Source organism: Pseudovibrio sp. W74, from assembly GCF_001623085.1.
In the GTDB taxonomy this organism is placed as follows: Bacteria; Pseudomonadota; Alphaproteobacteria; order Rhizobiales; family Stappiaceae; genus Pseudovibrio.
In genome coordinates this window covers 17,764-41,251 of sequence record NZ_LMCJ01000013.1, presented here as the reverse complement: position 1 = coordinate 41,251, position 23,488 = coordinate 17,764, and the positions used below count along the sequence as shown (strand labels likewise).

Annotated in this window: 20 protein-coding genes; 15 read left to right on the top strand and 5 right to left on the bottom strand. The window is 52.9% G+C overall.

What is annotated here, in order from left to right:
* The coding region (locus PsW74_RS29655; RefSeq protein WP_244277851.1) for a thiamine pyrophosphate-dependent enzyme at positions 1-490 on the top strand (490 nt) is incomplete at its 5' end.
* Between the two features lie 213 nt (positions 491-703).
* Positions 704-1,255 (top strand): hypothetical protein, encoded by a 552-nt coding sequence (locus tag PsW74_RS09125; RefSeq protein ID WP_063286687.1) that lies wholly within the window; start codon positions 704-706, stop codon positions 1,253-1,255.
* A gap of 65 nt (positions 1,256-1,320) precedes the next feature.
* On the opposite strand, the gene PsW74_RS09120 is transcribed toward PsW74_RS09125, so the two are convergent.
* Positions 1,321-3,795: an FAD-dependent oxidoreductase gene (locus PsW74_RS09120; protein ID WP_063286686.1), complete on the bottom strand. Its 2,475-nt coding sequence runs from the start codon at positions 3,793-3,795 to the stop codon at positions 1,321-1,323.
* Between the two features lie 79 nt (positions 3,796-3,874).
* Positions 3,875-5,212 carry an aminotransferase class III-fold pyridoxal phosphate-dependent enzyme gene (locus PsW74_RS09115; RefSeq protein ID WP_063286685.1) on the bottom strand — a complete coding sequence of 446 codons (1,338 nt, stop codon included), beginning with the start codon at positions 5,210-5,212 and terminating at the stop codon, positions 3,875-3,877.
* Positions 5,213-5,383: 171 nt separating this feature from the next.
* Here PsW74_RS09115 and PsW74_RS09110 point away from each other — a divergent pair, with 171 nt between their 5' ends.
* From PsW74_RS09110 to PsW74_RS09090, 5 genes are all read left to right on the top strand, one after another.
* Positions 5,384-6,898, top strand: a complete 1,515-nt coding sequence (locus PsW74_RS09110) for a PLP-dependent aminotransferase family protein (protein ID WP_063286684.1) — start codon at positions 5,384-5,386, stop codon at positions 6,896-6,898.
* A 292-nt stretch (positions 6,899-7,190) separates the two neighbouring features.
* Positions 7,191-8,177, top strand: coding sequence for an ABC transporter substrate-binding protein (locus tag PsW74_RS09105; protein WP_063286683.1), 987 nt, complete (start codon positions 7,191-7,193; stop codon positions 8,175-8,177).
* Between the two features lie 123 nt (positions 8,178-8,300).
* Positions 8,301-9,083: an ABC transporter ATP-binding protein gene (locus PsW74_RS09100; RefSeq protein ID WP_063286682.1), complete on the top strand. Its 783-nt coding sequence runs from the start codon at positions 8,301-8,303 to the stop codon at positions 9,081-9,083.
* A 9-nt stretch (positions 9,084-9,092) separates the two neighbouring features.
* On the top strand, positions 9,093-9,962 hold the full coding sequence (locus PsW74_RS09095; RefSeq protein ID WP_057464094.1) for an ABC transporter permease subunit: 870 nt from the start codon (positions 9,093-9,095) through the stop codon (positions 9,960-9,962).
* 328 nt (positions 9,963-10,290) lie between these two features.
* The gene (locus PsW74_RS09090) at positions 10,291-11,160 is read left to right on the top strand and encodes an SDR family oxidoreductase (protein WP_063286681.1); all 870 of its coding nucleotides are present in this window, start codon (positions 10,291-10,293) and stop codon (positions 11,158-11,160) included.
* A 6-nt stretch (positions 11,161-11,166) separates the two neighbouring features.
* Here PsW74_RS09090 and PsW74_RS09085 read toward each other — a convergent pair whose 3' ends face one another.
* Positions 11,167-11,877 (bottom strand): UTRA domain-containing protein, encoded by a 711-nt coding sequence (locus PsW74_RS09085; protein ID WP_063286680.1) that lies wholly within the window; start codon positions 11,875-11,877, stop codon positions 11,167-11,169.
* 43 nt (positions 11,878-11,920) lie between these two features.
* Positions 11,921-13,297, bottom strand: coding sequence for a formimidoylglutamate deiminase (locus PsW74_RS09080; protein ID WP_063286679.1), 1,377 nt, complete (start codon positions 13,295-13,297; stop codon positions 11,921-11,923).
* A 274-nt stretch (positions 13,298-13,571) separates the two neighbouring features.
* Here PsW74_RS09080 and hutI point away from each other — a divergent pair, with 274 nt between their 5' ends.
* The 7 genes from hutI to PsW74_RS09045 all read left to right on the top strand — a co-directional run bounded on the left by hutI (position 13,572) and on the right by PsW74_RS09045 (position 22,512).
* On the top strand, positions 13,572-14,807 hold the full coding sequence (gene hutI, locus PsW74_RS09075) for an imidazolonepropionase (RefSeq protein ID WP_063286678.1): 1,236 nt from the start codon (positions 13,572-13,574) through the stop codon (positions 14,805-14,807).
* 14 nt (positions 14,808-14,821) lie between these two features.
* Positions 14,822-16,390, top strand: coding sequence for a histidine ammonia-lyase (gene hutH / locus PsW74_RS09070; protein ID WP_063286677.1), 1,569 nt, complete (start codon positions 14,822-14,824; stop codon positions 16,388-16,390).
* The gene (gene hutG / locus PsW74_RS09065; protein ID WP_082830525.1) at positions 16,391-17,218 is read left to right on the top strand and encodes an N-formylglutamate deformylase; all 828 of its coding nucleotides are present in this window, start codon (positions 16,391-16,393) and stop codon (positions 17,216-17,218) included.
* Positions 17,219-17,304: 86 nt separating this feature from the next.
* Positions 17,305-18,990 (top strand): urocanate hydratase, encoded by a 1,686-nt coding sequence (gene hutU, locus PsW74_RS09060; protein ID WP_063286676.1) that lies wholly within the window; start codon positions 17,305-17,307, stop codon positions 18,988-18,990.
* Positions 18,991-19,147: 157 nt separating this feature from the next.
* Complete coding sequence (locus tag PsW74_RS09055; RefSeq protein ID WP_063286675.1) at positions 19,148-20,248, top strand: TRAP transporter substrate-binding protein; 1,101 nt, start codon at positions 19,148-19,150, stop codon at positions 20,246-20,248.
* Between the two features lie 189 nt (positions 20,249-20,437).
* The gene (locus tag PsW74_RS09050; RefSeq protein ID WP_063286674.1) at positions 20,438-20,956 is read left to right on the top strand and encodes a TRAP transporter small permease subunit; all 519 of its coding nucleotides are present in this window, start codon (positions 20,438-20,440) and stop codon (positions 20,954-20,956) included.
* On the top strand, positions 20,953-22,512 hold the full coding sequence (locus tag PsW74_RS09045; protein WP_082830524.1) for a TRAP transporter large permease subunit: 1,560 nt from the start codon (positions 20,953-20,955) through the stop codon (positions 22,510-22,512). Before PsW74_RS09050 ends, PsW74_RS09045 begins: the two co-directional genes overlap by 4 nt.
* A 54-nt stretch (positions 22,513-22,566) precedes the next feature.
* On the opposite strand, the gene PsW74_RS09040 is transcribed toward PsW74_RS09045, so the two are convergent.
* Complete coding sequence (locus PsW74_RS09040; protein ID WP_057464141.1) at positions 22,567-22,923, bottom strand: helix-turn-helix domain-containing protein; 357 nt, start codon at positions 22,921-22,923, stop codon at positions 22,567-22,569.
* Between the two features lie 84 nt (positions 22,924-23,007).
* On the opposite strand from PsW74_RS09040, the gene PsW74_RS09035 reads away from it, so the two are divergent.
* Positions 23,008-23,457, top strand: coding sequence for a GFA family protein (locus PsW74_RS09035; protein WP_063286673.1), 450 nt, complete (start codon positions 23,008-23,010; stop codon positions 23,455-23,457).
* Positions 23,458-23,488 lie beyond the last annotated feature (31 nt).

Genomic DNA, 23,488 nt, shown 5'->3' with positions numbered 1-23,488 from the left:
CGGGCCTTGCGGTTATGGCTTGCCCGCCATTTTGGGCGCGAAGATTGGGCGTCCTGACGTGCCAGTGGTTGGGTTTGCCGGTGACGGTGCCTTTGGTATCTCCATGAACGAGATGACCGCGTGTGGTCGTGATGACTGGCCACCAATCACCATGGTGATCTTCCGCAACTATCAATGGGGTGCGGAGAAGCGCAACACGACGCTGTGGTACGACGACAACTTCGTTGGCACTGAGCTCAATCTGGAAGTTCAGTACGCCAAGATTGCAGAGGCTTGCGGCCTGAAGGGCATTCAGGTGTTCGGCACTGATGAGCTGACCAAGACCCTGAATGACGCCATTGAGGGCCAGATGGAACGTAACGAGACCACGTTCATTGAGGTGATCCTCAACCAGGAACTTGGTGAGCCTTTCCGCAGAGACGCCATGAAAGCACCTGTTGCTGTCGCTGGCATCAACGCGGAAGATATGCGCGAACAAGAACTCGCGTAAGTCCCCCAGCAGTGCCCGTCTCGCCTCCTCTGAGAGGGGCATGAACCTTAAAGCCCGCGCAGTGCAAAGCTGCCCGGGCTTTTTTCTTTTAAAGCGTCTGCCCACCAACGGAGGTTGCCTGAAGATCAAGCTTCGAATAGGCTCACCAGTGCACTTTCTCATATGCATCCCTCTTCGGCCTGCTAGTGCTACACCTCTTCTGGAACCTTCATTATGCTTATCGTTATGAATGGCTATCCCGGTGTTGGGAAGCTGAGCATTGGCCGAGAGTTAGCGGACACTATAGATGCCCGTCTCTTAGACAATCACACCGTCTGGAATCTAGCCTTCGCTCTGACTGAACGGAAAACCCCTGCTTTTTACGAGAGTATTAAGGCTGTTCGTCGCCTTGCTGATGATCTTATATGCGAGCTGCCTGCCGGTGTACCTGTGGTCATGACAGAAGCTCTGACCGTTGGGAGTGCATTTTGCGAAGAGTACTGGGCTGGCCTTGAACAGCTCTCGCTATCTCGCGGTCCCCTCCTTGTTGTGCATGTGCATTGTGAGCTGGAAGAAAACCAGCGGCGCATTCAGAGTTCAGATAGAGACCTGAAGCGCAAACCGCGTGATGCTGACTACGCAGCTCAAAACCACCAAAGAGCAAGGGGCCTCCTCGGTAAAGATGCAGAACATTTTATGGAGCTGAATGTTACTGAACTGACAGCTGCAGATGCTGCAAAAGAGATCGCTAACTGGGTCGAGTACTTTAAAGCTGAGCATATTTAAGCAGCAGCATCGCACCTATCAGATTAGAAGAACACCTCGCACGCCGTGCGAGGTGTTGTCTTGAGTTATGCGCTTTCCAGTTCCTTCACACCGCGCATACGCAGGCTCTTGGGGTCGTACATCGGTTTGAAGGATGCTTCGGCGTCGTAAAGTGTGCCTTCAACATCGATCTGGTAGCTGGATGCAAGCATGTCTTTGATTGTCTCGCCTTTGCATGGCACGTAGCCAAGGCCAATGGCACCGCCCAGAGTGTGGCCGTAGTTGCCGGAGGTGAGGTAACCGACGATCTCACCATCGCGCAGGACTGGTTCGTTGTGATGCAGAAGTGGTTCTGAATCTTTCAGCTTGAACTGCAACATTCGGGATGAGAGGCCTTCTTCCTTCTTACGTAAGACCGCGTCTCTGCCGATGAAGGATGGTTTCTTGGTGCTGACAGCAAAGCCGAGACCTGCTTCCACAACATGATCTTCCTCGGTGATATCGTGACCGAAATGTCGGAAGCCTTTTTCGATGCGCAGGGAATCCATTGCGTGGAGACCGCAGAGTTTCAGGTCGATATCGGCGCCTGCTTCCACGAGTGTCTCATAGGCATGGGCGGCCATGTCGGTTGAGACATAGAGCTCCCAGCCCAGTTCACCCACATAGGAAACACGGTGTGCACGAGCGAGGCCCATGCCGAGTTCGATCTCCTGCATGGTTCCGAATGGATGGTTCTCGTTGGACCAGTCGTGATTGGAGACTTTGGAGAGCAGCTCTCGCGAGTTTGGCCCCATCACCACCAGTGTAGCCTCGCCTGCTGTGATGTCAGTGATGACTACATTGGCGCCAGCCTTGTGCTTATTGAGCCAGCTGAGTTCCCGGATAACAGTGGCTGCTGGAGTTACGAGTAGATAAGCAGTCTCTGAGAGGCGCGTGACGGTGAGATCGGCTTCAATACCACCACGTTCATTGAGGAACTGCGTGTAGACAATTTTGCCGACAGGCACAGACATGTCTCCGCCGCACATATGATTGAGCAGTGCTTCTGCATCCGGGCCTTCAACGCGGATTTTGCCGAAGGAGGACATGTCATAGAGGCCGACATTGTTGCGGATGGCGAGGTGCTCACGCTTGGAGTTCTCAAACCAGTTTGGGCGCTTCCAAGAGTATTCGTAGGTCGGGTCTTGCCCTTGATCGGCAAACCAGTTGGCGCGCTCCCAGCCTGCAACTTCACCGAAGGCTGCACCAGCTTGTTTGAGATGCTCATGCAGCGGAGAGCGACGGACGCCGCGTGCCGTGGCTTTCTGGCGGAAGGGGAAGTGATCGGCATAGAGCAGGCCGAGCGTTTCTTTCGAGCGCTGATAGAGGAACGTTTTGTTGCCCATGAACGGCTGCATGCGCCTGATATCAACATCGGAAATATCAAAGGGTGGATTGCCATGCTCCATCCAATGGGCGAGCGCCATGCCTGCGCCACCAGCGGATTGAATACCGATGGAGTTGAAGCCAGCACAGACAAAGAAGTTCTTGAGTTCCGGCGCTTCGCCCAGATGATAAGCATCATCCGGTGTGAAACTTTCAGGACCGTTGAAGAAGGTGTGAATGCCAGTTACGGCCAGCTCGGGGAAACGGTTGACCGCTTGTTCCAGGATGGGCTCGAAGTGCTCGATATCTTCTGGCAACTGGTCAAAACAGAAATCATCCGAGATGCCCTGCATGCCCCATGGTTTGGCGGTTGGCTCAAACGCGCCCAGCAGGATTTTGCCGGCATCTTCCTTGTAGTAGGCACATTCATCCGGCACGCGCAGCGTGGGGAGTTGTGGGAGGCCAGCGATGTTATCTGTGACCATATAGAAATGCTCACAGGCATGTAACGGCACGTTGACGCCAGCCATTTTGCCCAGTTGATGCGCCCACATGCCTGCACAATTGACCACATAGTCAGCTGCGATATGACCTTGCTCATCACTTCCATCTCGCTGCCAAGAGACTCCCGAGACCGCTCCATTTTTCTTAGCAATGCCTGTGACTTTGACACCTTCAAACACCTGTGCTCCGCGTTGGCGGGCGCCTTTGGCAAGAGCTAATGCAATGTTGCCCGGGTCACCCTGCCCATCCTTTGGCAGGTAGACAGCTGCTGTTACATCCTGCGCATTTACATAGGGGTAGCGGTCCAACAGTTCTGAGGTGGTGATCTCTTCTACTTCCACCCCAAACGCCCGCGCCATTGCGGCTGATCGCAGGATTTCACTGCGGCGTTCTTCGGTTAAGGCAACTGTGATTGATCCGTTGCGGCGAAAACCTGTCGCGATTTCGGTTTCTGCTTCCAGATCGCCATAGAGCTCCTGCGAGTATTTGGCGAGGCGCGTCATGTTTTTGGATGCGCGTAATTGGGCGATCAGCCCTGCGGCATGCCAGGTGGTGCCGCACGTGAGCTGCTTGCGCTCCAGCAGCACGATGTCCTGCCAGCCAAGCTTTGCCAGATGATATGCAACTGAACACCCGGCAATACCGCCACCAATGATCACGACACGCGCATTTTGCGGAATAGACTTCGTCATTGATCGCCTCCCCTCAACCAATTTGAAAAACAAAAGAAGAGCACAAATGTGCTCTTCTCAAAACAATACTTTCTTCGATCTATTCAGCTGTGAGCGTTTTCCTCATTGCATCTACGATCTCATCGACGTGGCTTCGCTCTGCAATAAACGCTGGCGCCAGGATGGCTGTGTCCCCCGTCCATTTGGCGTGACAGCCGTTCCAGAACAACCGCTTTTGCATCTCGTTGCCGCGGATGCCCGGTTTGCCGGGAAGCGGGTGAACCTCTACGCCGCCCATAAGCCCGTAGCCTCGAATATCCTTCACAATCGGGATATCCTGCAGGGACCAGATTGCATCAAGGAAGTAATCGCTCAGCTCAGCTGCCCGATCAAACAAACCTTCTTCCTCGTAAATTTTAAGCGTCGCCAAACCTGCTGCACAGGCTGCCGGGTGCGCCGAATATGTGTAGCCATGGAAGAACTCGATGGCATTTTCTGGCGCTGCTTCGGTGATGGTTTCATAAACCTGATCTGAGGCTGCAACGGCACCCATCGGGATTGCTCCGTTGGTGAGTGCTTTTGCCAGTGTTATGATGTCTGGCATCACGTTGAACGCATCCACTGCAAACGGTTTGCCGAGACGTCCGAAGCCAGTGATCACTTCATCAAATACCAGCAAGATACCGTGTTCATCACAGATCTGACGCACGCGCTCCAAGTATCCCTTTGGTGGGACGAGCGTTCCGGTAGATCCGGCAACAGGCTCAATGAACACAGCGGCGATTGTGGAGCCACCGTAGGTCTCGCAGAAGCGCTGCAGATCATTTGCCAGTTCCACACCGGTTTCCGGCTGGCCTCTTGTGAAGGCGTTTTCCTCGTTCCACGTATGGCGCATCATGACGATGTTTGGCATGACAACCGGGAAAGTTTCGCGGTTTTTGACCATACCAGCCAAAGAAACACCGCCCATATTCACGCCGTGGTACGCCCGCTCGCGAGAGACAAAGCGAGTGCGCTGTGCATCACCGTTTGCACGATGATAGGCCATGACCATTTTCAGCGCGGTATCGATGGCCTCCGATCCTGAATTCACAAAGAACACGTGATTGAAGGGCTCTGGCATAATTTTGGTGAGTTTTGCCGCAAACTCAAAGGATGTCGGCTGGCCCAGCTGGAAGGGCGCTGTGTATCCGTTCTGCATCATCTGCGCATGAACGGCATCCGCGATCGACTTGCGCGCATGGCCTGCAGGCACGTTGAACAGCCCGGAAGAGCCATCGACCAATCTGTCACCGTTTTGATTCCAAAGGTACATCCCCTCTGAACGGGTGATGAGACGCGGTGCGCTTTTAAATTCTTTGTTTGCGGAAAACGGCATCCAGTGTTGCTCAAGAGAATTGGTTTTCGCTTGTTCAATCGGCTCTGCAAGGACACTCATCTCGATCTTTCTCCTAGAACACTGAGTTATTCGCCAACAGTTCCCCAGAGGTACTGTGAGAAATATCTTGTCGCCGAAATAATAGGTCAGATAGGTCCAGTTGTTCTTGACCATAGAGCCAGATGAACTCATGCTGATACTTCACTCGTGATTTGGAGGGAGGGGCCAGCCATGAGATACAGCTTGTTTTCCGTTGACCGGGATGACAGTACGACGCTGCAAAGCCAGATCAGGGAGATGCTCGTCTCTGCTATTCTTTCCGGCCAACTTGCTGAAAACACACCTGTTCCTTCAACGCGTGCGTTGGCGAAACGGTTAAGTGTTTCGCGCAACACGGTCATGCTGGCCTATCAGGCACTGGCGGCGGATGGGTATCTGATTACCCGTGAACGATCCGGGTTTTATGTGTCGCCAGAGGTGATTGAGAATCTGGGACAGCTGCCTGATCGGGTCCAGCCCAAGGAACAAGTTCCCGGTGATCGTGTGGATTGGGCTTCTAAGTTGCGGCTTACACCGTCCACTCAATTCAATATATTGAAGACCGAGAACTGGCACAGCTATCCCTACCCGTTCATCTACGGTCAGGTGGACCCAACGCTGTTTCCCATCAGTGCGTGGCGGGATTGTGTGCGCCAGACAATGAGCATCAAATGGCTGGATGCCTGGACGGATGACCGCTTTACGGCTGATGATCCGATGCTGATTGAACAGATCCAGCGGCGCATCTTGATCCGGCGCGGTGTGATTGCCGAATCTGACGAGATTCTGGTGACGATGGGTGCGCAGAATGCTCTGTTTCTGATCGCGCATTTGTTTGTGAAGCCGGATACACCTGTTGCAGTGGAAGACCCCGGATATCCTGATGTGCGAAACATCATGCGACTCAGGAGTTCCGACATAAGGGCCATTCCTGTGGATGAGGAAGGCATACGGGCCGATATGCTTGGGGATGCCAAGCTGGTGTATGTGACGCCGAGCCATCAGTTCCCCACCAACACCACGATGACGATGAAACGCCGTCGCGAGGTGCTGGAATGGGCGGCTCAGTCCGACGCTCTGATTATTGAAGATGATTACGAGTACGAGACCAACTATCGCGGGCAACCGACCGCTGCTTTGCGGTCTGTCGATGCATCTGGGCGGGTGCTTTATGTGGGAAGTCTTTCCAAGTCCATCATGCCGGGGTTGAGGATTGGGTTTATTGTGGCACCGAAGCCGGTGATCAAGGAAATCCGCGCCATGCGGCGGCTGATGCTCCGCCATCCGCCGGGCAACAACCAGCGCAGTGTTGCGTTGTTTCTGGCACAGGGCTCACAAGATGCGTTGATCAGCAAGCTGCACCATGCCTATTCAAGCCGCTGGAATGCGCTAAGCGAAGCTATGGAAACGCACTTTCCCGGCTGGGCGCAGGTTTCTGCGTTTGGTGGATCGTCCTTCTGGGTGAGCGGGCCACCTGATCTGGATGCGACGGTTCTTGCCCAAGAGGCGCTGAAGCAGGGTGTCCTGATTGAGCCGGGGAACGTGTTCTTTGCAGATGCGAACCAAGGTAAAAACTATTTCCGTCTTGGCTTTTCTTCGATCCACGCCGATAAAATTCCAAAGGGCATAGAATTACTATCGGAGACCGCAGATAAATTGCTGCGACGCAGCACAAAAAGTAGCGATTGCTCATATACATCAGCATGAACATAGGATTCTTCGTTTATTTATACAGAGGAATCACTGTTATTGAGAAGCTCCAACCTAATCTTCCGCAGAGATATAGAGAATAATATTGGCAGATTGGGCACTTATAAATGAATGCAGATCGAGAAATACTGTCTGGTTCCATCGGGTTTCACCAACTGGCACTACCGGGACCTGCGGTTTCATAGTGTCCTCAATTGCTGAAAGCTTAGGTTTAAGGAAGTCCCAAGAATAGGGAACGCGTAAAAATAACGAGGGAATAAGAACTTAGCACCGCAGAGGGGGAATAGAGATGGCATTGAAGAAGCTTGCAGGAAAACTGGCTCTTGCAGCAGGCATGGTCGCGAGCCTTGGTATGAGCTCTGCTCACGCGCTTGATAAAATCACCGTAGCCTATTTTCTGGAATGGCCCACCGCGAACCAAGCAGCCCAGATTGACAAGACCTATGACGAAGCGCTGGGTCTGGAAGTTGAATGGCGGGCGTTTGGCAACGGAAACGAAATGGTTCAGGCCATGGTCTCCGGCGATGTGCAAATTGCGTACAGCAATGGGTTCGTGCCTTTCGTTGTTGGTGTTTCCTCCGGTGCTCCAATCAAACTTGTCGGCGTCGCCGTGACTTATGCTGAGAACGACCTTTGCATTGTGCGCAACGACACCGGTATTACCAAGGCAAATGCCAAGGAGTTGGAAGGCAAGAAGGTTGCCACTCCGATTGGCAACGTTACCCATTACAAGCTGATCCGCACGCTGGACCATCTGGGCGTTGACCTCGCAAAGGTGAACCTTGTGCAAATGAACCCGGCTGATGCAGCAGTTGCTGTTTTGCGTGGTGATGTAGCAATGGGCTGTGCCTTTGGTGGTGCGCTCGACCGGATGAAAACAGTTGGCACTCCGTTGATGACTGGTGCAGAGCAGGAGGCCGTTGGCATCAATACCTTTGATGTGGTGAACGTGACCAGCGACTTTGCTGCTGAACATCCTGATCTGGTGAAGAAGTTCATGGAGGTCACCAATCAGGCCAACACTGCGTACAATACAGACCCTAACGCCATGTACGACAAGATTGCGCGTGCTGCGGGTATGGATATTGAGCCAGCGAAGAGGATGATCGCGAACTTTGGCTTTCCAAGCAGTGAAGAGCAGTTGAGTGAGAACTGGCTCGGCGGTGGCATTCAGGCTGCAGCAAAAGGCGTGGCGGATGTCATGGTTTCTGCTGGTGGACTTGATGAAGCACTGGATGATTACTCCCAGTTCGTCGACGCCAGCTATCTTAAATAAAAGACTTTTGAAAATGGCGGGCAATGTCCCGCCATTCTTCCAATAAAAAGACCGGGCGAACCAGGCATTTTCCAAAGAACCGGGAGAAGCGCTTTGAGTGGAATAGTTGCCGACAATATCTCTATGGTGTTCACCCTTCCCAACGGTGATCAAGTCCATGCTCTCAACAACGTCAATTTGAATGTGAAGGACGGTGAGATCATCTCCGTTCTTGGTCCATCGGGATGCGGTAAAACTACTCTTCTCAACATCATTGCAGGCTTCCTTCGCCCCACCTCCGGTAAAATCATCCGTGAGAATGTGGATGTGACAGGCCCCGGCTCTGACCGCGGAATGGTGTTTCAGCAGGGCGCCTTGTTTGAATGGATGACGGTTGAAAAAAACATCGCATTCGGACCGAAAATGGCGGGGCGGCCTGCGGCGGAGACCAAACGCAAAGTGGACGAGCTTTTGCAGATTGTCGGTTTGCAGGATTTTGGCAAAAAGCCAGTCTATCAGCTCTCCGGCGGCATGCAGCAACGCGTCGCTTTAGCCCGTTGCCTTGCTAATGATCCGGAAGTGATCCTGATGGATGAGCCTCTTGGTGCGCTGGATGCTTTGACCCGCGAGAAGATGCAGAGCCTTGTGCTGAAGCTTTGGAAAGAGACGCGCAAAACCATCATTCTCATCACACACTCTGTTGAAGAAGCCTTGTTCCTTGGTGAGCGGCTTATTGTGATGGCCCCGCGTCCGGGCCGTATTTTACGTGAGTACGAGCTGCCGTTTGCGGACCGCGGGTTGGTGGAGAGCCCACGCCAGATCAAAGCTTCCCATGAGTTTGTGGAGACGCGTGAGGAAGTCCTGTCCCTTATTTGGGGCATGGAAGAAGAGATTATGGGCAACGACCAAGCACTTGAACCAGCATAGGAGGCCGACATGAGCAAACACCATACACCGCCTTCAGGAGTCTCCGTCTGGCTCGGGCTTAAAGACAATGTTTTCACGCAGCAGAAGACCGTTCGCTTTGGCGATGCCAGCGCGGTTAATTCAGGTCGGTTTTACTCGATCCTGACTGTTGTCATTTTACTATCTGCCTGGGGGATTGCCAGCGCACTCGGCATGCTGGAGAGCTTCTACTGGCCGTCTGTCAATGCAACTCTTACCCGGATGGGCAAGCTGCTTTCGGAAGGGTTCCGTAATGTCGCCTTCTGGGATCACATCGGCATCTCAGTGTTCCGTGTCCTTGGCGGCGTACTGTTAGGTGCACTTGTTGGCATTCCACTTGGGCTGGCCATGGGCCTATCCTCAATTGCGCGCGGATTATTCGATCCAATCGTGGAGTTCATGCGCCCAATTCCGCCACTTGCTCTGATACCACTGATTATCCTGTGGTTTGGTATTGATGAGACCGCAAAGATCTTCCTGCTGTTCCTAGCGTCCTTGTTTATCATGACCATTGCAGCGCGGTCAGGCGTGAACAGCGTCAAGATCACCAAGGTGCATGCCGCTTATTCACTTGGAGCGTCTCGCACACAGATCCTGTTTCATGTGATTTTGCCAAATGCACTGCCGGAGATTTTCACCGGCCTCAGAACAGCCATGGGTGTTTGCTGGGGCACTGTTGTTGCTGCAGAGCTGGTGGCAGCGGATAAGGGCGTCGGTTCCATGATCATGATTGCAAAGAACTTTTTGCAAACGGATACGGTGGTGATCGGGATCATGGTCATCGGGCTTATTGGGTACACCATTGAACTTGGTATGCGGTATTTGGAGCGCTTGCTCATTCCTTGGCAAGGCAAAGGCTGATTGCAACAAGAGGCCATTCATCACCAGAAGGGGAGAGCTGAAAGGCTCTTCCTTTTTTTGTGTATCCACTTTGTCTTGAAACCTTGACTATGCACAAATAGCGGTTGATTTTATCCGCGGAAGCTCTCATTTTTGAAAGCGGGAATAAGTGTTGCTTGAGCAAAATTCTGCGCGACCTCATCCCCTATAAACTTAAAGACCTCCCGCCTTTGAAGAGCCATTACTCGACGCAAGCACTTCCGGGGCGGAATACCCAAAAGGTACTCGGCGCCTCGTATTTTCATTGGCAGCAGACCTTTTGCGGCACCTGATCGTTTGAGGAATTGTAATGAAGACCGTCGTAATTGCAGGCGCAACCGGCTATCTGGGTTCTTATCTCACCTCCTATTATCAGCGCCAGGGCTGGTGCGTTCGTGCTCTTGTGCGCAATGAGCAAGCAGCCCGCACGAAAGGCCTTGAAGCCAGTGAGTTTTTTGAGGGGGAAGTTACTCACCCAAACAGCTTGCTCGGGCTGATGGATGATGTTGACCTTGTCGTCTCTGCGCTTGGTATTACCCGCCAGAAAGACGGCTTGAGTTACAACGACGTGGATTATCAGGCCAACAAAAACCTGCTTGATCTCGCAGTGGAGAACAGCGTCCCTCATTTTGCGTATGTCCATGTGCTGAACGCGAGTAAACTGCTGAATGTGAAACTCGTGCGCGCCAAACAGCACTTTGTTGAGGTGCTTCAATCCGCGCCAATCAAAAGTACAGTTATTTCTCCAAGCGGGTACTTCTCAGATATTGAGGAATTCCGGGGCATGGCGAAATCTGGCCGGGTTTACATGTTTGGTTCTGGAGACTTTCGCATCAATCCGATCCACGGGGCTGACCTCGCCGCAGCTTGCTTTGAGATTATCGAAGAAGGGCAAGCCTACGCCGAGGTTGGTGGTCCGGTGAAGTATACCCACAACGAGTTGGCTGAGATCGCCTTTAAGAGCTTGAGCAAGAAAGCCAGGATCACGCATCTCCCCAATTGGATCAGCATCGCACTACAGCGGGTGCTGGAGACGTTCACATCCGTGAAAACTTATGGACCGATCCAGTTTTTCCTGAGTGCCATGCGGATGGACATGATTGGGAAGTGCTATGGCAAAATCCGGCTGGAAGATCACTTCGCCCAACTGGAGCAAAAGGAAAAGCAAAATACTGGCTAGATCTCGCTAGTTGAAGGTGGGGGTTGCTGAACTGCGTGTTGCCATGCGGTGACGGCTACCTGGGTGCACAAGACGCACGTAAGTTATGCCCTGCCCTGAAATCCATGTGCGACGCTCAATCGTGAAAACAGGCTCACACTCTTGCAGCTGCAGGAGCCGTTGCTCCTCAGCTGTAGCTTTGTCGGCGCGGAAGACGTGCTCAATGTTTGGGTGTGGGACGCGTTGTAGCAGCCATTCATTTGGGCCGATATCAGCAAAACTCTCCTGCGAGGCTTCAGGTAATGCAGAAATGTTGATCCAGCGCACGTCAAGCTGCTGCGGAATGCCGTCACCATAATGCAAGCTTTTCAGAAAAAGAGCTTTCTCGTTTTGCTCCAATCCAAGCTGGGCACGAACATCTTCCGGCGGCAGGGCTTCCAGACGCTCCAGTAGCAGGTACTTGTAAGACTGATCCTTGTTTTCGATTTCTTGCCGGATCACTGGAATGGAAATGGTTGCAGGATGGGATTTCGGTTGAACGACACGGGTGCCAGCTTTGCGGCGGCGTTCGACCAGACCGGCGTCCGCAAGCTCTCGCATCGCGCGGTTGACGGTTGATCGGGTACACCCAAACTCCTCAGAAAGCGCTTGCTCGCTTGGTAACAAATCACCGGGCTGCCATTGCTGGCTGGTGATCCGTTCCTGCAAAATGCCTCTAATTTCCTTATAGGATCGCAAGCGCTTGTCCCGTCGTTTTCATATGGAATTGATTGCGGCGTTGTTAGGCTGCTTCCAGCAAAACTGCAAGCTGTTCTCTGTATTTAGCCGTGATAGCTGCACGATGGATGTGCTGTCCGTCTTTCACCATGTTGCGCCCGGCCGACCAGACATCAGTCACGACACGGTCATCGCCTGCAAAAATCCAATAATCGAGATATTGGTCTGGTCTCAGGCCTGCAAACTCAACGCGAGTGGTGTCGATTGCAACCACATCAGCCAGATGGCCTTCCTTCAGCTCACCAGTGCGCCGACCAAGCGCTTGTGCACCACCTTTGGCAGAGGCCTGATACATGGCGGTGCCGACAGAGCCTTCTCCACACAACATGACATTGCGAGAATGATCACGCAGGCGTTGGCTGTATTCAAGAATGCGCAGTTCTTCAGAGAGCGAGATACGCAGGTTACTGTCCGAGCCGACACCATAGACACCTCCAGCTTCGATGAATGTTGGCCCGTTAAAGATGCCGTCGCCGAGATTCGCCTCCGTAATCGGGCAGAGACCTGCGACTACACCAGCCTTCGCCATGGCCACGGTTTCCTCTGTGGTCATGTGGGTTGCATGCACGAAGCACCAGTTATCTTGCACATCAACATTGCTCAATAACCATTCGATTGGCCGTGCGCCCAGCCATTCCTGAACGACTTCTACTTCCTTCATCTGCTCTGAGATGTGGATGTGAACAGGCTTGCCTGCAAACGTGGAAGCAATCTCGCGCAATTGAGATGGGTTGGTTGCCCGCAGTGAATGTGGTGCGATACCGACCTGACAGTCAGCGGGCAGAGTGGCAGTCAGCGTTTTCGACGCTTGCTCAATGAGTTGCAGATGACGTTCGAGATCATTGCCGAACCGTAGTTGACCGCCACTGAGTGGCTGCTCGCCTGCACCGCCGTAGGAATACAGCACCGGCAGATGCGTGAGGCCAATGCCTGTCTGGCTGGCAGCGGCAAAGATGCGGTCGCTCATTTCTGCAAGGGTGTCGTAGGGTGTTCCATCTGGTTGGTGATGGAGGTAGTGGAACTCACCTACACTGGCATAGCCAGCCTCTAACATCTCCATATAGACCAGCGCTGCGATTGCCTCAGCTTGCTCAGGGCGCAATTGCCCCAAAAAGCGATACATGAGCTCACGCCAGGTCCAGAAACTATCTTTTCCCTTTTGGCGCACTTCTGTCATGCCAGCCATTGCGCGTTGGAAGGCATGTGAATGCAAGTTGGCAGGAGCAGGACAGATCATTCTGCTTTTGCCGGAAACCTCTTCGCCTTCAGGTTTTACCCCAGTCTCAACGGCTTTGATTGTGCCATTGTCGTCCAAGCGCAAGCGCACATTTTCAGTTAGACCAGTGGGAAGTAAAGCCTGCCCTGCAAAGATGGTTTTCATTGCTCACTCAATAGGTTTGATGTGAAACGATGATCAGCTCAGATCATTTTTACATTAATAAGCATATACATAAATGCAACTCACACAACCACACCATTTTTCTAAGATATCACCGTATAATGATAATAATGGCTGAATTTAGCTATTTATTCAGCCTCCTCAGATGCATTGGCTCAAGAATTACGCACATTGCACATTTTTTATGTATAGACATTAAGCGATTTCCATGTAGATTTTTACTGAAGTGAATTCACGTGGAATCTCGGGAGGGTCCATGACAAGCGGGAGAACCGTACTCACCAACCTGACAGCTGCAACTCTTTCTGAGCAGTCGGATGGTTATGGCCTGATCCATTGCGCAGCGGTTGCCATTGAAGACGATAAGATCTGCTGGATTGGTCCTGAGCTGGAGTTGCCAGAGGACTGGAAAGGCACAGCGCAAACTGACCTTGGCGGGCACCTTGCAACACCGTCTCTCGTTGATTGCCACACGCATATTGTCTATGGCGGTTCCCGCGCTCGTGAGTTTGAGATGCGGTTGAATGGTGCGACCTATGAAGAGATCGCCCGCGCCGGTGGTGGTATTCGTTCGACTGTTGCTGCAACGCGCGCTGCCAGTGAAGATGAACTACTAGCCGATGCATTACCACGCGTTGATGCATTACTGGCGGAGGGTGTGACACTTCTGGAGATTAAGTCCGGTTATGGGCTGGATCTGAATACCGAGCTGAAAATGCTGCGAGTTGCCCGCAAGATTGGTGAACTTCGGCCAGTCAAGGTCCTGACCACCTTCCTCGGCGCACATGCGTTGCCGCCTGAGTATGAAGGACGCAGTGATGCTTATATCAGCTTTGTTTGCGATGAAGTGCTCCCTGCTGTTCAGGCCGAGAACCTTGCTGATGCGGTTGATGCTTTCTGTGAAGGGATTGCGTTTTCACCTGAGCAGGTTAGCCGCGTATTTGACCGGGCACAGGAGCTTGGCCTGCCAGTTAAAATTCATTCTGAGCAGCTTTCCAATCTTGGTGGCACGGCTATGGCAGCCGGCCACAAAGCGCTTTCCGCTGATCATCTGGAGTATCTGGATGTCGCCGGTATTGCGAGCATGAAGGAAGCTGGAACTGTTGCCGTTCTGCTGCCGGGCGCATTCTACTTCCTGCGAGAAACCCAACATCCTCCGCTTCAGGAATTACGCGATGCTGGTGTCCCTATTGCTCTGGCGACAGATGCCAATCCAGGGTCCTCTCCCCTCACCTCGCTTCTGCTGTGTATGAACATGGCGTGCACTTTGTTCCGCATGACACCGCAGGAAGCGCTGGCTGGGATTACTCGCAATGCAGCCCAAGCACTGGGGCAAGCGGAGACTTGCGGAACTTTGGAAGCAGGCAAGCAGGCAAACATTGCGATCTGGGATGTAAAGGAGCCAGCCGAACTGGCCTACCGGATCGGGTTCAACCCACTGAACCGCCTGTATTTCCTCGGCAAAGACATCACAAAAACACAAGCAAATTAAGCACTGAGGCATTCATGACTATTTCCCCCACCGTCTCTTCCAAACCTCAGCTGGTTTTAAAACCGGGAGAAATTGCACTTTCTCAGCTTCAGCAGATCTATCGCACTGAAGCCAACGTAGAACTGGACCGCTCTTGCAAAGAGGGCGTTGAACGGGCTGCTGCTGTTGTGCACGCAGCGGCACAGGGCGATACACCGGTGTATGGGGTGAATACGGGATTTGGGAAGCTTGCTTCTGTCAAAATCCCTAGTGATGATACTGCTACCTTGCAGAGAAACCTCATTCTTTCGCATTGCTGCGGCGTTGGAGATGTGCTGCCGCAAAACATTGTGCGTTTGGTGATTGTGCTAAAACTCGCCTCGCTGGGTCGTGGCGCATCTGGTGTGCGGTGGGAGTTGATTGAGTGTCTTGAGCAGATGCTGGCGCACAATGTTGTGCCAGTGGTTCCGGGTCAGGGAAGCGTTGGCGCTTCCGGTGACCTGGCTCCGCTTTCTCACGTTGCAGCTGTGATGCTCGGTGAAGGAGAGGCCTTCTTTGGTGGTGTGCGTGTTTCTGGCAAAGAAGCGATGCAGTTGGCTGGTATTCCCACTATTCAGCTAGCAGCGAAGGAAGGCCTTGCGCTGATCAATGGCACGCAGGTTTCAACTGCACTTGCTCTTGCGGGCCTGTTCCAAGCACATCGTCTTGCGAAGACTGCGTTGATTACCGGTGCTATGTCCGTTGATGCGTTGATGGGCTCTGGCGCCCCGTTCCGCCCAGAGATCCAAGAGCTGCGCGGTCATAAAGGCCAAATCTCTGCCGCTGCGACCATTCGCGAGCTGATGTCTGGCTCAGCGATCAGAGAAAGCCACCGCGAGGATGATGAGCGCGTGCAAGATCCGTACTGTCTGCGCTGTCAGCCGCAGGTGATGGGCGCTGTACTGGGGCTTCTTGCTCAGGTTGCTTATACGCTTGAGATCGAGGCCAATGCGGTGACTGATAACCCGCTTGTCTTCAAAGACGGCTCCATTGTTTCTGGTGGCAATTTCCATGCTGAACCTGTTGCGTTTGCCGCTGACCAGACCGCTCTTGCCATTTCCGAGATCGGCGCGATCTCGCAGCGCCGGATCGCGACGCTGGTTGATCCTGCACTCAACTATGGTCTGCCGCCGTTCCTGACACCAAATCCGGGCCTCAACTCCGGCTTTATGATCGCGGACGTGACCTCTGCGGCCCTTTACAGCGAGAACAAACAGCGTGCGGCTCCGTGCTCCGTGGATTCGACGCCGACCAGTGCCAATCAGGAAGATCATGTTTCCATGGCAACCCATGCGGCGCGGCGCCTGATTGATATGAATGCGAACCTTTCACAGATCATCGGTATTGAGTTGCTGATGGCCGCTCAGGGCATTGAGTTCCGCGTTCCGCTCAAAACCAGCCCAATCTTGCAGGAGGTTATCGCAGCTGTACGCACTGAGGTGGAAGAACTGGAAGATGATCGTTACATGGCGCCGGATTTGGAAAAAGCGGCTGAACTTGTTGCTTCTGGTCGAATTTTTGATGCTGCCAGCAAAGCTCAGTTTTTCAAGTTAGAGGAGGCCTGATTGACCTATTCCTTCTCCCCCCTGATCAAACGAGGCGACAGCCCGATTGTGCTGGCTCAGCCGCATGGGGGCACTGATGTGCCTTTAAACATCTGGGACAGGTTCAACACAGTGGGACAAGCGCTGGCCGATACGGACTGGCACATCAATCGCCTTTATGACGGTCTGCTGGAAAACGCGAGTGTAATCCAGACACCAGTGCATCGCTATGTGATTGATGCCAATCGCGACCCTGCAGGTGTCTCGCTTTATCCGGGGCAGAACACCACCACCCTTTGCCCGCTGACTGACTTTGACGGATGCCCAATTTACCGTGACGGGCAAGAGCCATCTGAGGATGAAGTTGAAGAGCGCCGCGCTAAGTTCCACGCACCGTATCATGAGGCGATTGCGGAAGAACTGGAGCGTGTGCGGCAGAAGTTTGGTGTTGCTGCTCTTTACGACTGCCATTCCATCCGCTCCAACATCCCGTTTCTGTTTGAAGGCGAACTACCAGTCTTCAACATTGGCAGTAATGTTGGACAGACGTGCGCTCCGATGATTGAGCAGATCACCGTTGCGGCCTGCCGTGCAGATGCCAGCGTGGAAACGGTGGTCAACGCCCGCTTCAAAGGCGGCTGGACTACACGCCATTATGGCAAACCCGAGACTGGCATACATGCCATTCAGATGGAGACGGCGCAGCGGGCCTACATGTTTGAGCAGAGCCCGTGGGCTTACGCTCCAGAGCACGCGGACAAGACACGCGCCACTCTCAAATCCATTCTTACTCAATTAGAAGCGCAGGCCCTTGCAGGGGCATTTTCAAACGCCAGTACAAGTCGCTAAAGCTGACACTTTAGCCATTGTTTTAACGCGTATTCCTACCCGAAAACCGGCAACCACTTTTCGGGAATACGCTAACGGAGCCGACAATGACCGATACGCTCACTCAAGACCCTCGCAAGAATACGCGCGATATCTTTCCACCAACCGGGCCAGAGTTGAATGCCAAGAGCTGGTTGACGGAAGCACCGTTGCGCATGCTTATGAACAACCTGCACCCTGATGTGGCTGAAAACCCGCATGAACTGGTGGTGTATGGTGGCATTGGCCGTGCTGCGCGTACATGGAAAGACTTCGACACCATTGTCGATAGCCTCAAAAAACTGGAAGCTGATGAAACCTTGCTGGTTCAGTCCGGTAAACCGGTTGGTGTGTTCCGCACGCATGAGAATGCACCGCGTGTTCTAATCGCTAACTCCAACCTTGTACCGCATTGGGCGAACTGGGATCACTTTAACGAGCTGGATAAAAAAGGTCTGGCAATGTACGGCCAGATGACTGCTGGTTCGTGGATTTACATTGGCTCCCAGGGCATTGTTCAGGGCACATACGAGACCTTTGTTGAGGCAGGTCGTCAGCACTATGGTGGAGACCTGAAGGGCAAGTGGATCCTGACTGGTGGTCTTGGCGGTATGGGTGGTGCTCAGCCGCTCGCAGCAGTCATGGCTGGTGCGTCTTGTCTGGCCGTTGAGTGTAACGAAGACAGCATCGATTTCCGTCTGCGCACCAAATACGTCGATGAGAAAGCCAAGACGCTTGATGAAGCGCTGGAGATGATTGAGCGTTGGACTGCAGCTGGTGAGGCTAAATCCGTTGGCCTGCTCGGCAATGCAGCTGACATCTTCGCAGAGCTGGTTGAGCGTGGTATTCGTCCGGATATCGTGACAGACCAGACGTCTGCTCATGACCCGATCAATGGATACCTGCCACAGGGCTGGACCATGGCGCAGTGGAAAGAAAAACGCGAGAGCGATCCGAAGGCCGTTGAGAAAGCGGCCCGTGCCTCCATGAAAGTACATGTGAAGGCGATGCTGGACTTCCATGAACGGGGTGTTCCAACAGTTGATTACGGCAACAACATCCGTCAGATGGCATTTGAAGAAGGCTTAGAGAACGCCTTCGGCTTCCCGGGCTTTGTCCCTGCCTACATTCGTCCGTTGTTCTGTAAAGGTGTTGGCCCGTTCCGTTGGGCAGCGCTTTCTGGTGATCCTGAGGACATCTACAAGACAGACCAGAAGGTGAAGGAACTCATTCCTGATGATCCGCACCTCCATAACTGGCTGGACATGGCGCGGGAGCGTATTTCCTTCCAAGGGTTGCCAGCACGCATCTGCTGGGTTGGCCTTGGACAGCGTCATCGTCTCGGCCTTGCATTCAACGAAATGGTCCGCAACGGTGAGCTGAAGGCACCAATTGTGATTGGTCGCGACCATTTAGATTCCGGTTCTGTCGCGTCACCAAACCGCGAAACTGAGTCCATGATGGATGGTTCTGATGCTGTTTCTGACTGGCCGCTGCTCAATGCGTTGCTGAACACTGCTTCTGGTGCAACCTGGGTGTCTTTGCATCATGGCGGTGGTGTTGGCATGGGCTTTTCCCAGCATTCCGGCATGGTGATTTGTTGTGACGGAACGAAAGAAGCTGATGAGCGTGTTGGCCGTGTGCTGTGGAATGACCCCGCGACAGGTGTCATGCGCCATGCGGACGCAGGCTACCAATTGGCAATTGATTGCGCCAAGGAGAATGGTTTGAACTTACCATCTCTAGGTAAGTAACTGACTCGGGAGCACAAACCTTTCCTGATTGAGTCAGTTCCTCCATTTCCGGGCAAACTGGTCTAGCCGCGTATTCTGGCACTCCAGACTTTAAACAAAACCGATGAGGGACCGTGTTTGCGGCCCCTTGTTATTCTAATTTTTGAGGGGAAAAATTATGAAAAGACGTGATTTTCTTAAGGGTGCAGGTGTTGCTGCAACTGGCATCACCGCTGCTTCTGCTTTGGCAGCTCCGGCTGTTGCTTCCGACAAGATCAAATGGAAGATGGTCACCTCGTGGCCAAAGAACCTTCCGGGTCCTGGCGTTGCAGCGCAGATGCTTGCAGATCGTATCACCATGCTTTCCGGTGGGCGCATTGAGGTGAAACTCTATGCAGCTGGTGAGCTGGTTCCAGGCCGTGGTGTGTTTGATGCAGTATCGGAGGGAACTGCTGAACTTTACCACTCTGTCCCTGCATACTGGGGCTCCAAGTCCAAAGGCTTCCTGCTGTTTGGTTCTCAGCCATTTGGTTTGACTGCAGATGAGCAGTACGGCTGGATGGCACATGGCGGTGGTCAGGCGCTGTATGACGAAATGTATGCGCGCTTTAACCTGAAGCCATTCTTGTGTGGCAACTCTGGTCCACAAGCAGCTGGTTGGTTCCGCACCGAAATCAACTCGGCTGAGGACCTGAAAGGTCTACGCTTCCGTACCACTGGTCTTGCTTCTGAGATGTGCACCAAGATGGGCATGGCTGTTCAGGCAATGGGTGGCCGCGACATGTTCCAGGCGCTTCAGACAGGAACACTGGATGCCGGTGAGTTTATCGGTCCCTGGACAGACTCTGCTCTGGGTTTCTATCAGGTTGCCAAGAACTATTACTTCCCAGGCGTGGGCGAGCCATCTTCAGCTGAAGAATGTGCTGTGAACTCTGAGGCTTACAATGCTCTCCCAAAGGACCTGAAGCAGGTTGTCGCGTTTGCGTGTTCCTCGCTCTACAACGATGTTTGGACTGAGTACACCACCAACCATGCTAAGGCTCTGAAGATGCTGGTTGCGGAAAAAGGTGTCATGGTTCGCAACATGCCAGAAGACGTTATTCTGGCAATGGGCAACGCTGCTGGTGAAGTGATTGGCGAACTGCGTCAGAACGATGATGAGCTGGTGAAACGCATCACTGAGAGCTTCCTCACCTATCGTGAATCCATGAAGGAATACAAACCTCTGGCAGATAATGGCCAGATGAATATGCGTCTTCTGGACATCAACTACGGTTAAGTTGCAGTGTTCTGGCAAACTCCCAGTTTGTCAGAATTTTCAGCGCGATATTCAGTCGGGGTACATCACCCCGGCTGCTCTCCTGCTTTCCTCAGTTAGTACGCTCCTTTCTCCGAAAGCCAATAGCTATTATTCGAAGGTGCGCTCTAGAAAGCCAAGAAAAAACTCTGGCCTGATCGGATTCTACCGATGACCTCTGTTGTCTTGAAACTCGACGCTATCAACCGCATGGTTGGCCATACCATTCGTTGGTTTGCGTTGTTTATGTTGCTTTTGCAGTTTGCGATTGTTTTGCTACGCTATCTGTTTGGCATCAGCTACATCTTTCTCGGCGAAGGCGTGCTCTACATGCATGCCGCCGTTTTCATGCTTGGCGCGGGCTATACGCTTCTGGCTGACAAGCATGTGCGCGTTGACATCTTTTATGGGCAGGCCTCACCTAAGGCCAAAGCCATCATCAATCTGATTGGCGCTTTGCTCTTTCTGTTGCCAACTGTCGGGCTGCTGCTCTGGATCAGTTGGCCGTTCGTTTCCAACAGCTGGAAGATCCTAGAGGGGCCGATCTCTGTTGGCGGCATACCTGCGAGCTTTTTGCTTAAGAGCCTTATTCCAGCATTTTGCGGCCTTCTGATCATTCAGGGTATTTCTGGCATTTTGCGCGACGGCCTCTTCTTGTGTGGTGTTGATGTTGAGGAGCCAAAGCTGTGATTGAGTTTCTCGATATCTTTATGTTCGCTGGCTTGTGCTTTGCGATTTTGCTGGGCTATCCCGTTGCTTTCACAATTGCTGGTGTGGCCGTTCTCTTCGCAATTCTTGGAGCGCTGGCTGGCACGTTTGATACCAGCCTGCTGGGTGCGCTTTCGCAGCGTATTTTCGGCACGATGACAAACAACGTGTTGATTGCGATCCCGCTCTTTGTCTTCATGGGGCTTGTGCTTGAACGCAGCCGCATTGCTGAAGACCTGCTGGAAGAAATGGGCAAGTTGTTCGGTTCTCTTCGTGGCGGTCTGGGTATTTCCGTTGTGCTCGTTGGTGGGTTGCTCGCAGCTTCCACTGGTATTGTGGGTGCAACTGTGGTGACGATGGCATTGATTGCTTTGCCAACGATGCTGCGTAATGGCTACGATCCGAAACTAGCTGCTGGTACGGTTTGTACAGCTGGCACTTTGGGGCAGATTATCCCTCCTTCAACGCTTCTGATCATTCTTTCTGAGGTGATGTCCAACGCCTATCAGCAGGCTCAGTTTGCTGAGGGCAAGTTCACCGTTGAGACAATCAGTGTGGGGCAGACATTTGCTGCAGCGCTGGTCCCCGGATTGATGTTGGTGGGTGTTTACATCGTCTATCTGCTTGTCCGCGCCTATCTTCAGCCAAGCTGTGCGCCTGCTATGGACAAGCAAGTGCTGGGCACAACTTCAGTGCGCCGTATTGCGTCTGTGCTCATTCCACCTGTGGCTCTGATTATTGCTGTTCTGGGCTCAATTTTGGGCGGTGTCGCGACACCAACAGAAGCTGCCGCGGTTGGTGCTGTTGGCGCTTTGCTGCTTGCTGGTTTCCGGCTGAGCAACGGCAAATCCAACCTCCTGCTCGGAGCCAGCGTCATCGCGTTGCTGGCAGTGATTACTCTTGCAGGCTTTACGACCATTCGCTTGCAAAAGAGCGAGCTGACTGCTGCGGACTGGGGTTTGGCGTTTGTTGCGATTGTGCTGTTGATCATCAGCATCAGTGGTCTACTTCAAAGCGTGATGCGCATGTGGCGATCTCAGCTGTTAGCGCCAGTGATGACCAATACGCTCTCAATCTCGGCCATGATCTTTGCGACCATTATTGGTGCGAGTGTGTTCTCGCTGATCTTCCGCGGCCTCGGTGGTGATACACGTATCGAAGAGCTAATTTCTGCGATGCCAGGCGGTGAAATGGGGGCCTTGCTGTTTGTAATGGCCTTAATCTTCGCACTGGGCTTTTTCATGGACTTCGTTGAGATCTCGGTGATCTTGCTTCCGATCGTTGGCCCTACCCTGCTGATGATGGGCTTTGATCCAATCTGGCTCTCTGTGATGATCGCCATCAACCTGCAAACCAGCTTCCTGACGCCACCGTTCGGGTTCTCTCTGTTTTACCTGCGCGGGGCAGCTCCGCCTGAGATCACAACAGGCATGATCTACAAAGGGGTGTTGCCTTACATCCTGCTGCAGATTGTCGGGATGGCACTGGTCTGGTTCTTCCCTCAGATTGCGACATGGCTGCCGTCAGTTTTATTCTGACCGCAGGACATCATTGGAAGTTGGGAAAGGCTGGATATCGCGTCCAGCCTTTTTTCATGGGTTCATTTCCATGAAGCTCTCCGGCGGGATCCAGGTTTCAGGCATATGCTTGTTGGCCCATCGGCACATTTCCTGAAGCACAGGTAGAATATCCCTGCCCGTCTCAGACAAGAGATATTGGTAGCGCTTTGGGTTCGGTTGATAGAGCTCCTTTTTCACCAATCCAGCCGCTTCCAGCTGGTTGAGGCGCACTGTCAGAACGCTCGTGGTTATCTTCTCTGGTGAGCTCAGAAACTCTGAAAAGATCTTCTTTCCATTGAACATGTCCCGCAGGATCAGGAGGCTCCAACGGTCTCCCACAATATCCAGCGTATTTGCGATCGGGCAGCCGGAACGGTTTTCGGTTGACATACCGCCAATCTCTCCTATGGTGAATAGTGACTTGCAATTTACAAGTCACTAAGTCATCTCTCAACACTGACTAAGGATAGTATCATGGAAAGCGCTTTTACAGGGTCCTGCCTTTGCGGGAATGTACAGCTGAAATCCACAATGAAGCCGCAGATTACCGCACACTGTCACTGTGATGACTGTCGCAAGTCGTCCGGAACAGGACATTGCACTCATGCAGCTCTGCCCAAAGAGGCGGTTGAAGTGACTGGGGAGCTCACATTTTTTGACAAGCCTGCAAATAGTGGAAATGTAGTCACAAGGGGCTTTTGCCCAACCTGCGGCAGTGCTGTTTACTCACTCAACTCAGCCATGACAGATTTGATCTTTGTGCGTGCATCTGCTGTTGACCAGCCGGAGGTCATCGAGCCTCAGGTAAACGTGTATTCCAGTAGAGCACCATCGTGGGATGAGATTGATCCGAAGCTTCCGGCATTCCCGGAAATGCCTCCGCAAGGCTCACGAGAAGTTATCGAAGAAGGTGTTAGCAGTTAGCACTTCATTCCTGTGAGGCAGGTAAGCGTTC

What these genes read in the sequence shown, in the direction of transcription:
- PsW74_RS09125 (WP_063286687.1), top strand. Translation starts at nt 704, where the DNA reads ATGCTTATCGTTATGAATGGCTATCCCGGTGTTGGGAAGCTGAGCATT.
- PsW74_RS09120 (WP_063286686.1), bottom strand. Translation starts at nt 3,795, where the DNA reads ATGACGAAGTCTATTCCGCAAAATGCGCGTGTCGTGATCATTGGTGGC.
- PsW74_RS09115 (WP_063286685.1), bottom strand. Translation starts at nt 5,212, where the DNA reads ATGAGTGTCCTTGCAGAGCCGATTGAACAAGCGAAAACCAATTCTCTT.
- PsW74_RS09110 (WP_063286684.1), top strand. Translation starts at nt 5,384, where the DNA reads ATGAGATACAGCTTGTTTTCCGTTGACCGGGATGACAGTACGACGCTG.
- PsW74_RS09105 (WP_063286683.1), top strand. Translation starts at nt 7,191, where the DNA reads ATGGCATTGAAGAAGCTTGCAGGAAAACTGGCTCTTGCAGCAGGCATG.
- PsW74_RS09100 (WP_063286682.1), top strand. Translation starts at nt 8,301, where the DNA reads ATGGTGTTCACCCTTCCCAACGGTGATCAAGTCCATGCTCTCAACAAC.
- PsW74_RS09095 (WP_057464094.1), top strand. Translation starts at nt 9,093, where the DNA reads ATGAGCAAACACCATACACCGCCTTCAGGAGTCTCCGTCTGGCTCGGG.
- PsW74_RS09090 (WP_063286681.1), top strand. Translation starts at nt 10,291, where the DNA reads ATGAAGACCGTCGTAATTGCAGGCGCAACCGGCTATCTGGGTTCTTAT.
- PsW74_RS09080 (WP_063286679.1), bottom strand. Translation starts at nt 13,297, where the DNA reads ATGAAAACCATCTTTGCAGGGCAGGCTTTACTTCCCACTGGTCTAACT.
- hutI (WP_063286678.1), top strand. Translation starts at nt 13,572, where the DNA reads ATGACAAGCGGGAGAACCGTACTCACCAACCTGACAGCTGCAACTCTT.
- hutH (WP_063286677.1), top strand. Translation starts at nt 14,822, where the DNA reads ATGACTATTTCCCCCACCGTCTCTTCCAAACCTCAGCTGGTTTTAAAA.
- hutU (WP_063286676.1), top strand. Translation starts at nt 17,305, where the DNA reads ATGACCGATACGCTCACTCAAGACCCTCGCAAGAATACGCGCGATATC.
- PsW74_RS09055 (WP_063286675.1), top strand. Translation starts at nt 19,148, where the DNA reads ATGAAAAGACGTGATTTTCTTAAGGGTGCAGGTGTTGCTGCAACTGGC.
- PsW74_RS09050 (WP_063286674.1), top strand. Translation starts at nt 20,438, where the DNA reads ATGACCTCTGTTGTCTTGAAACTCGACGCTATCAACCGCATGGTTGGC.
- PsW74_RS09040 (WP_057464141.1), bottom strand. Translation starts at nt 22,923, where the DNA reads ATGTCAACCGAAAACCGTTCCGGCTGCCCGATCGCAAATACGCTGGAT.
- PsW74_RS09035 (WP_063286673.1), top strand. Translation starts at nt 23,008, where the DNA reads ATGGAAAGCGCTTTTACAGGGTCCTGCCTTTGCGGGAATGTACAGCTG.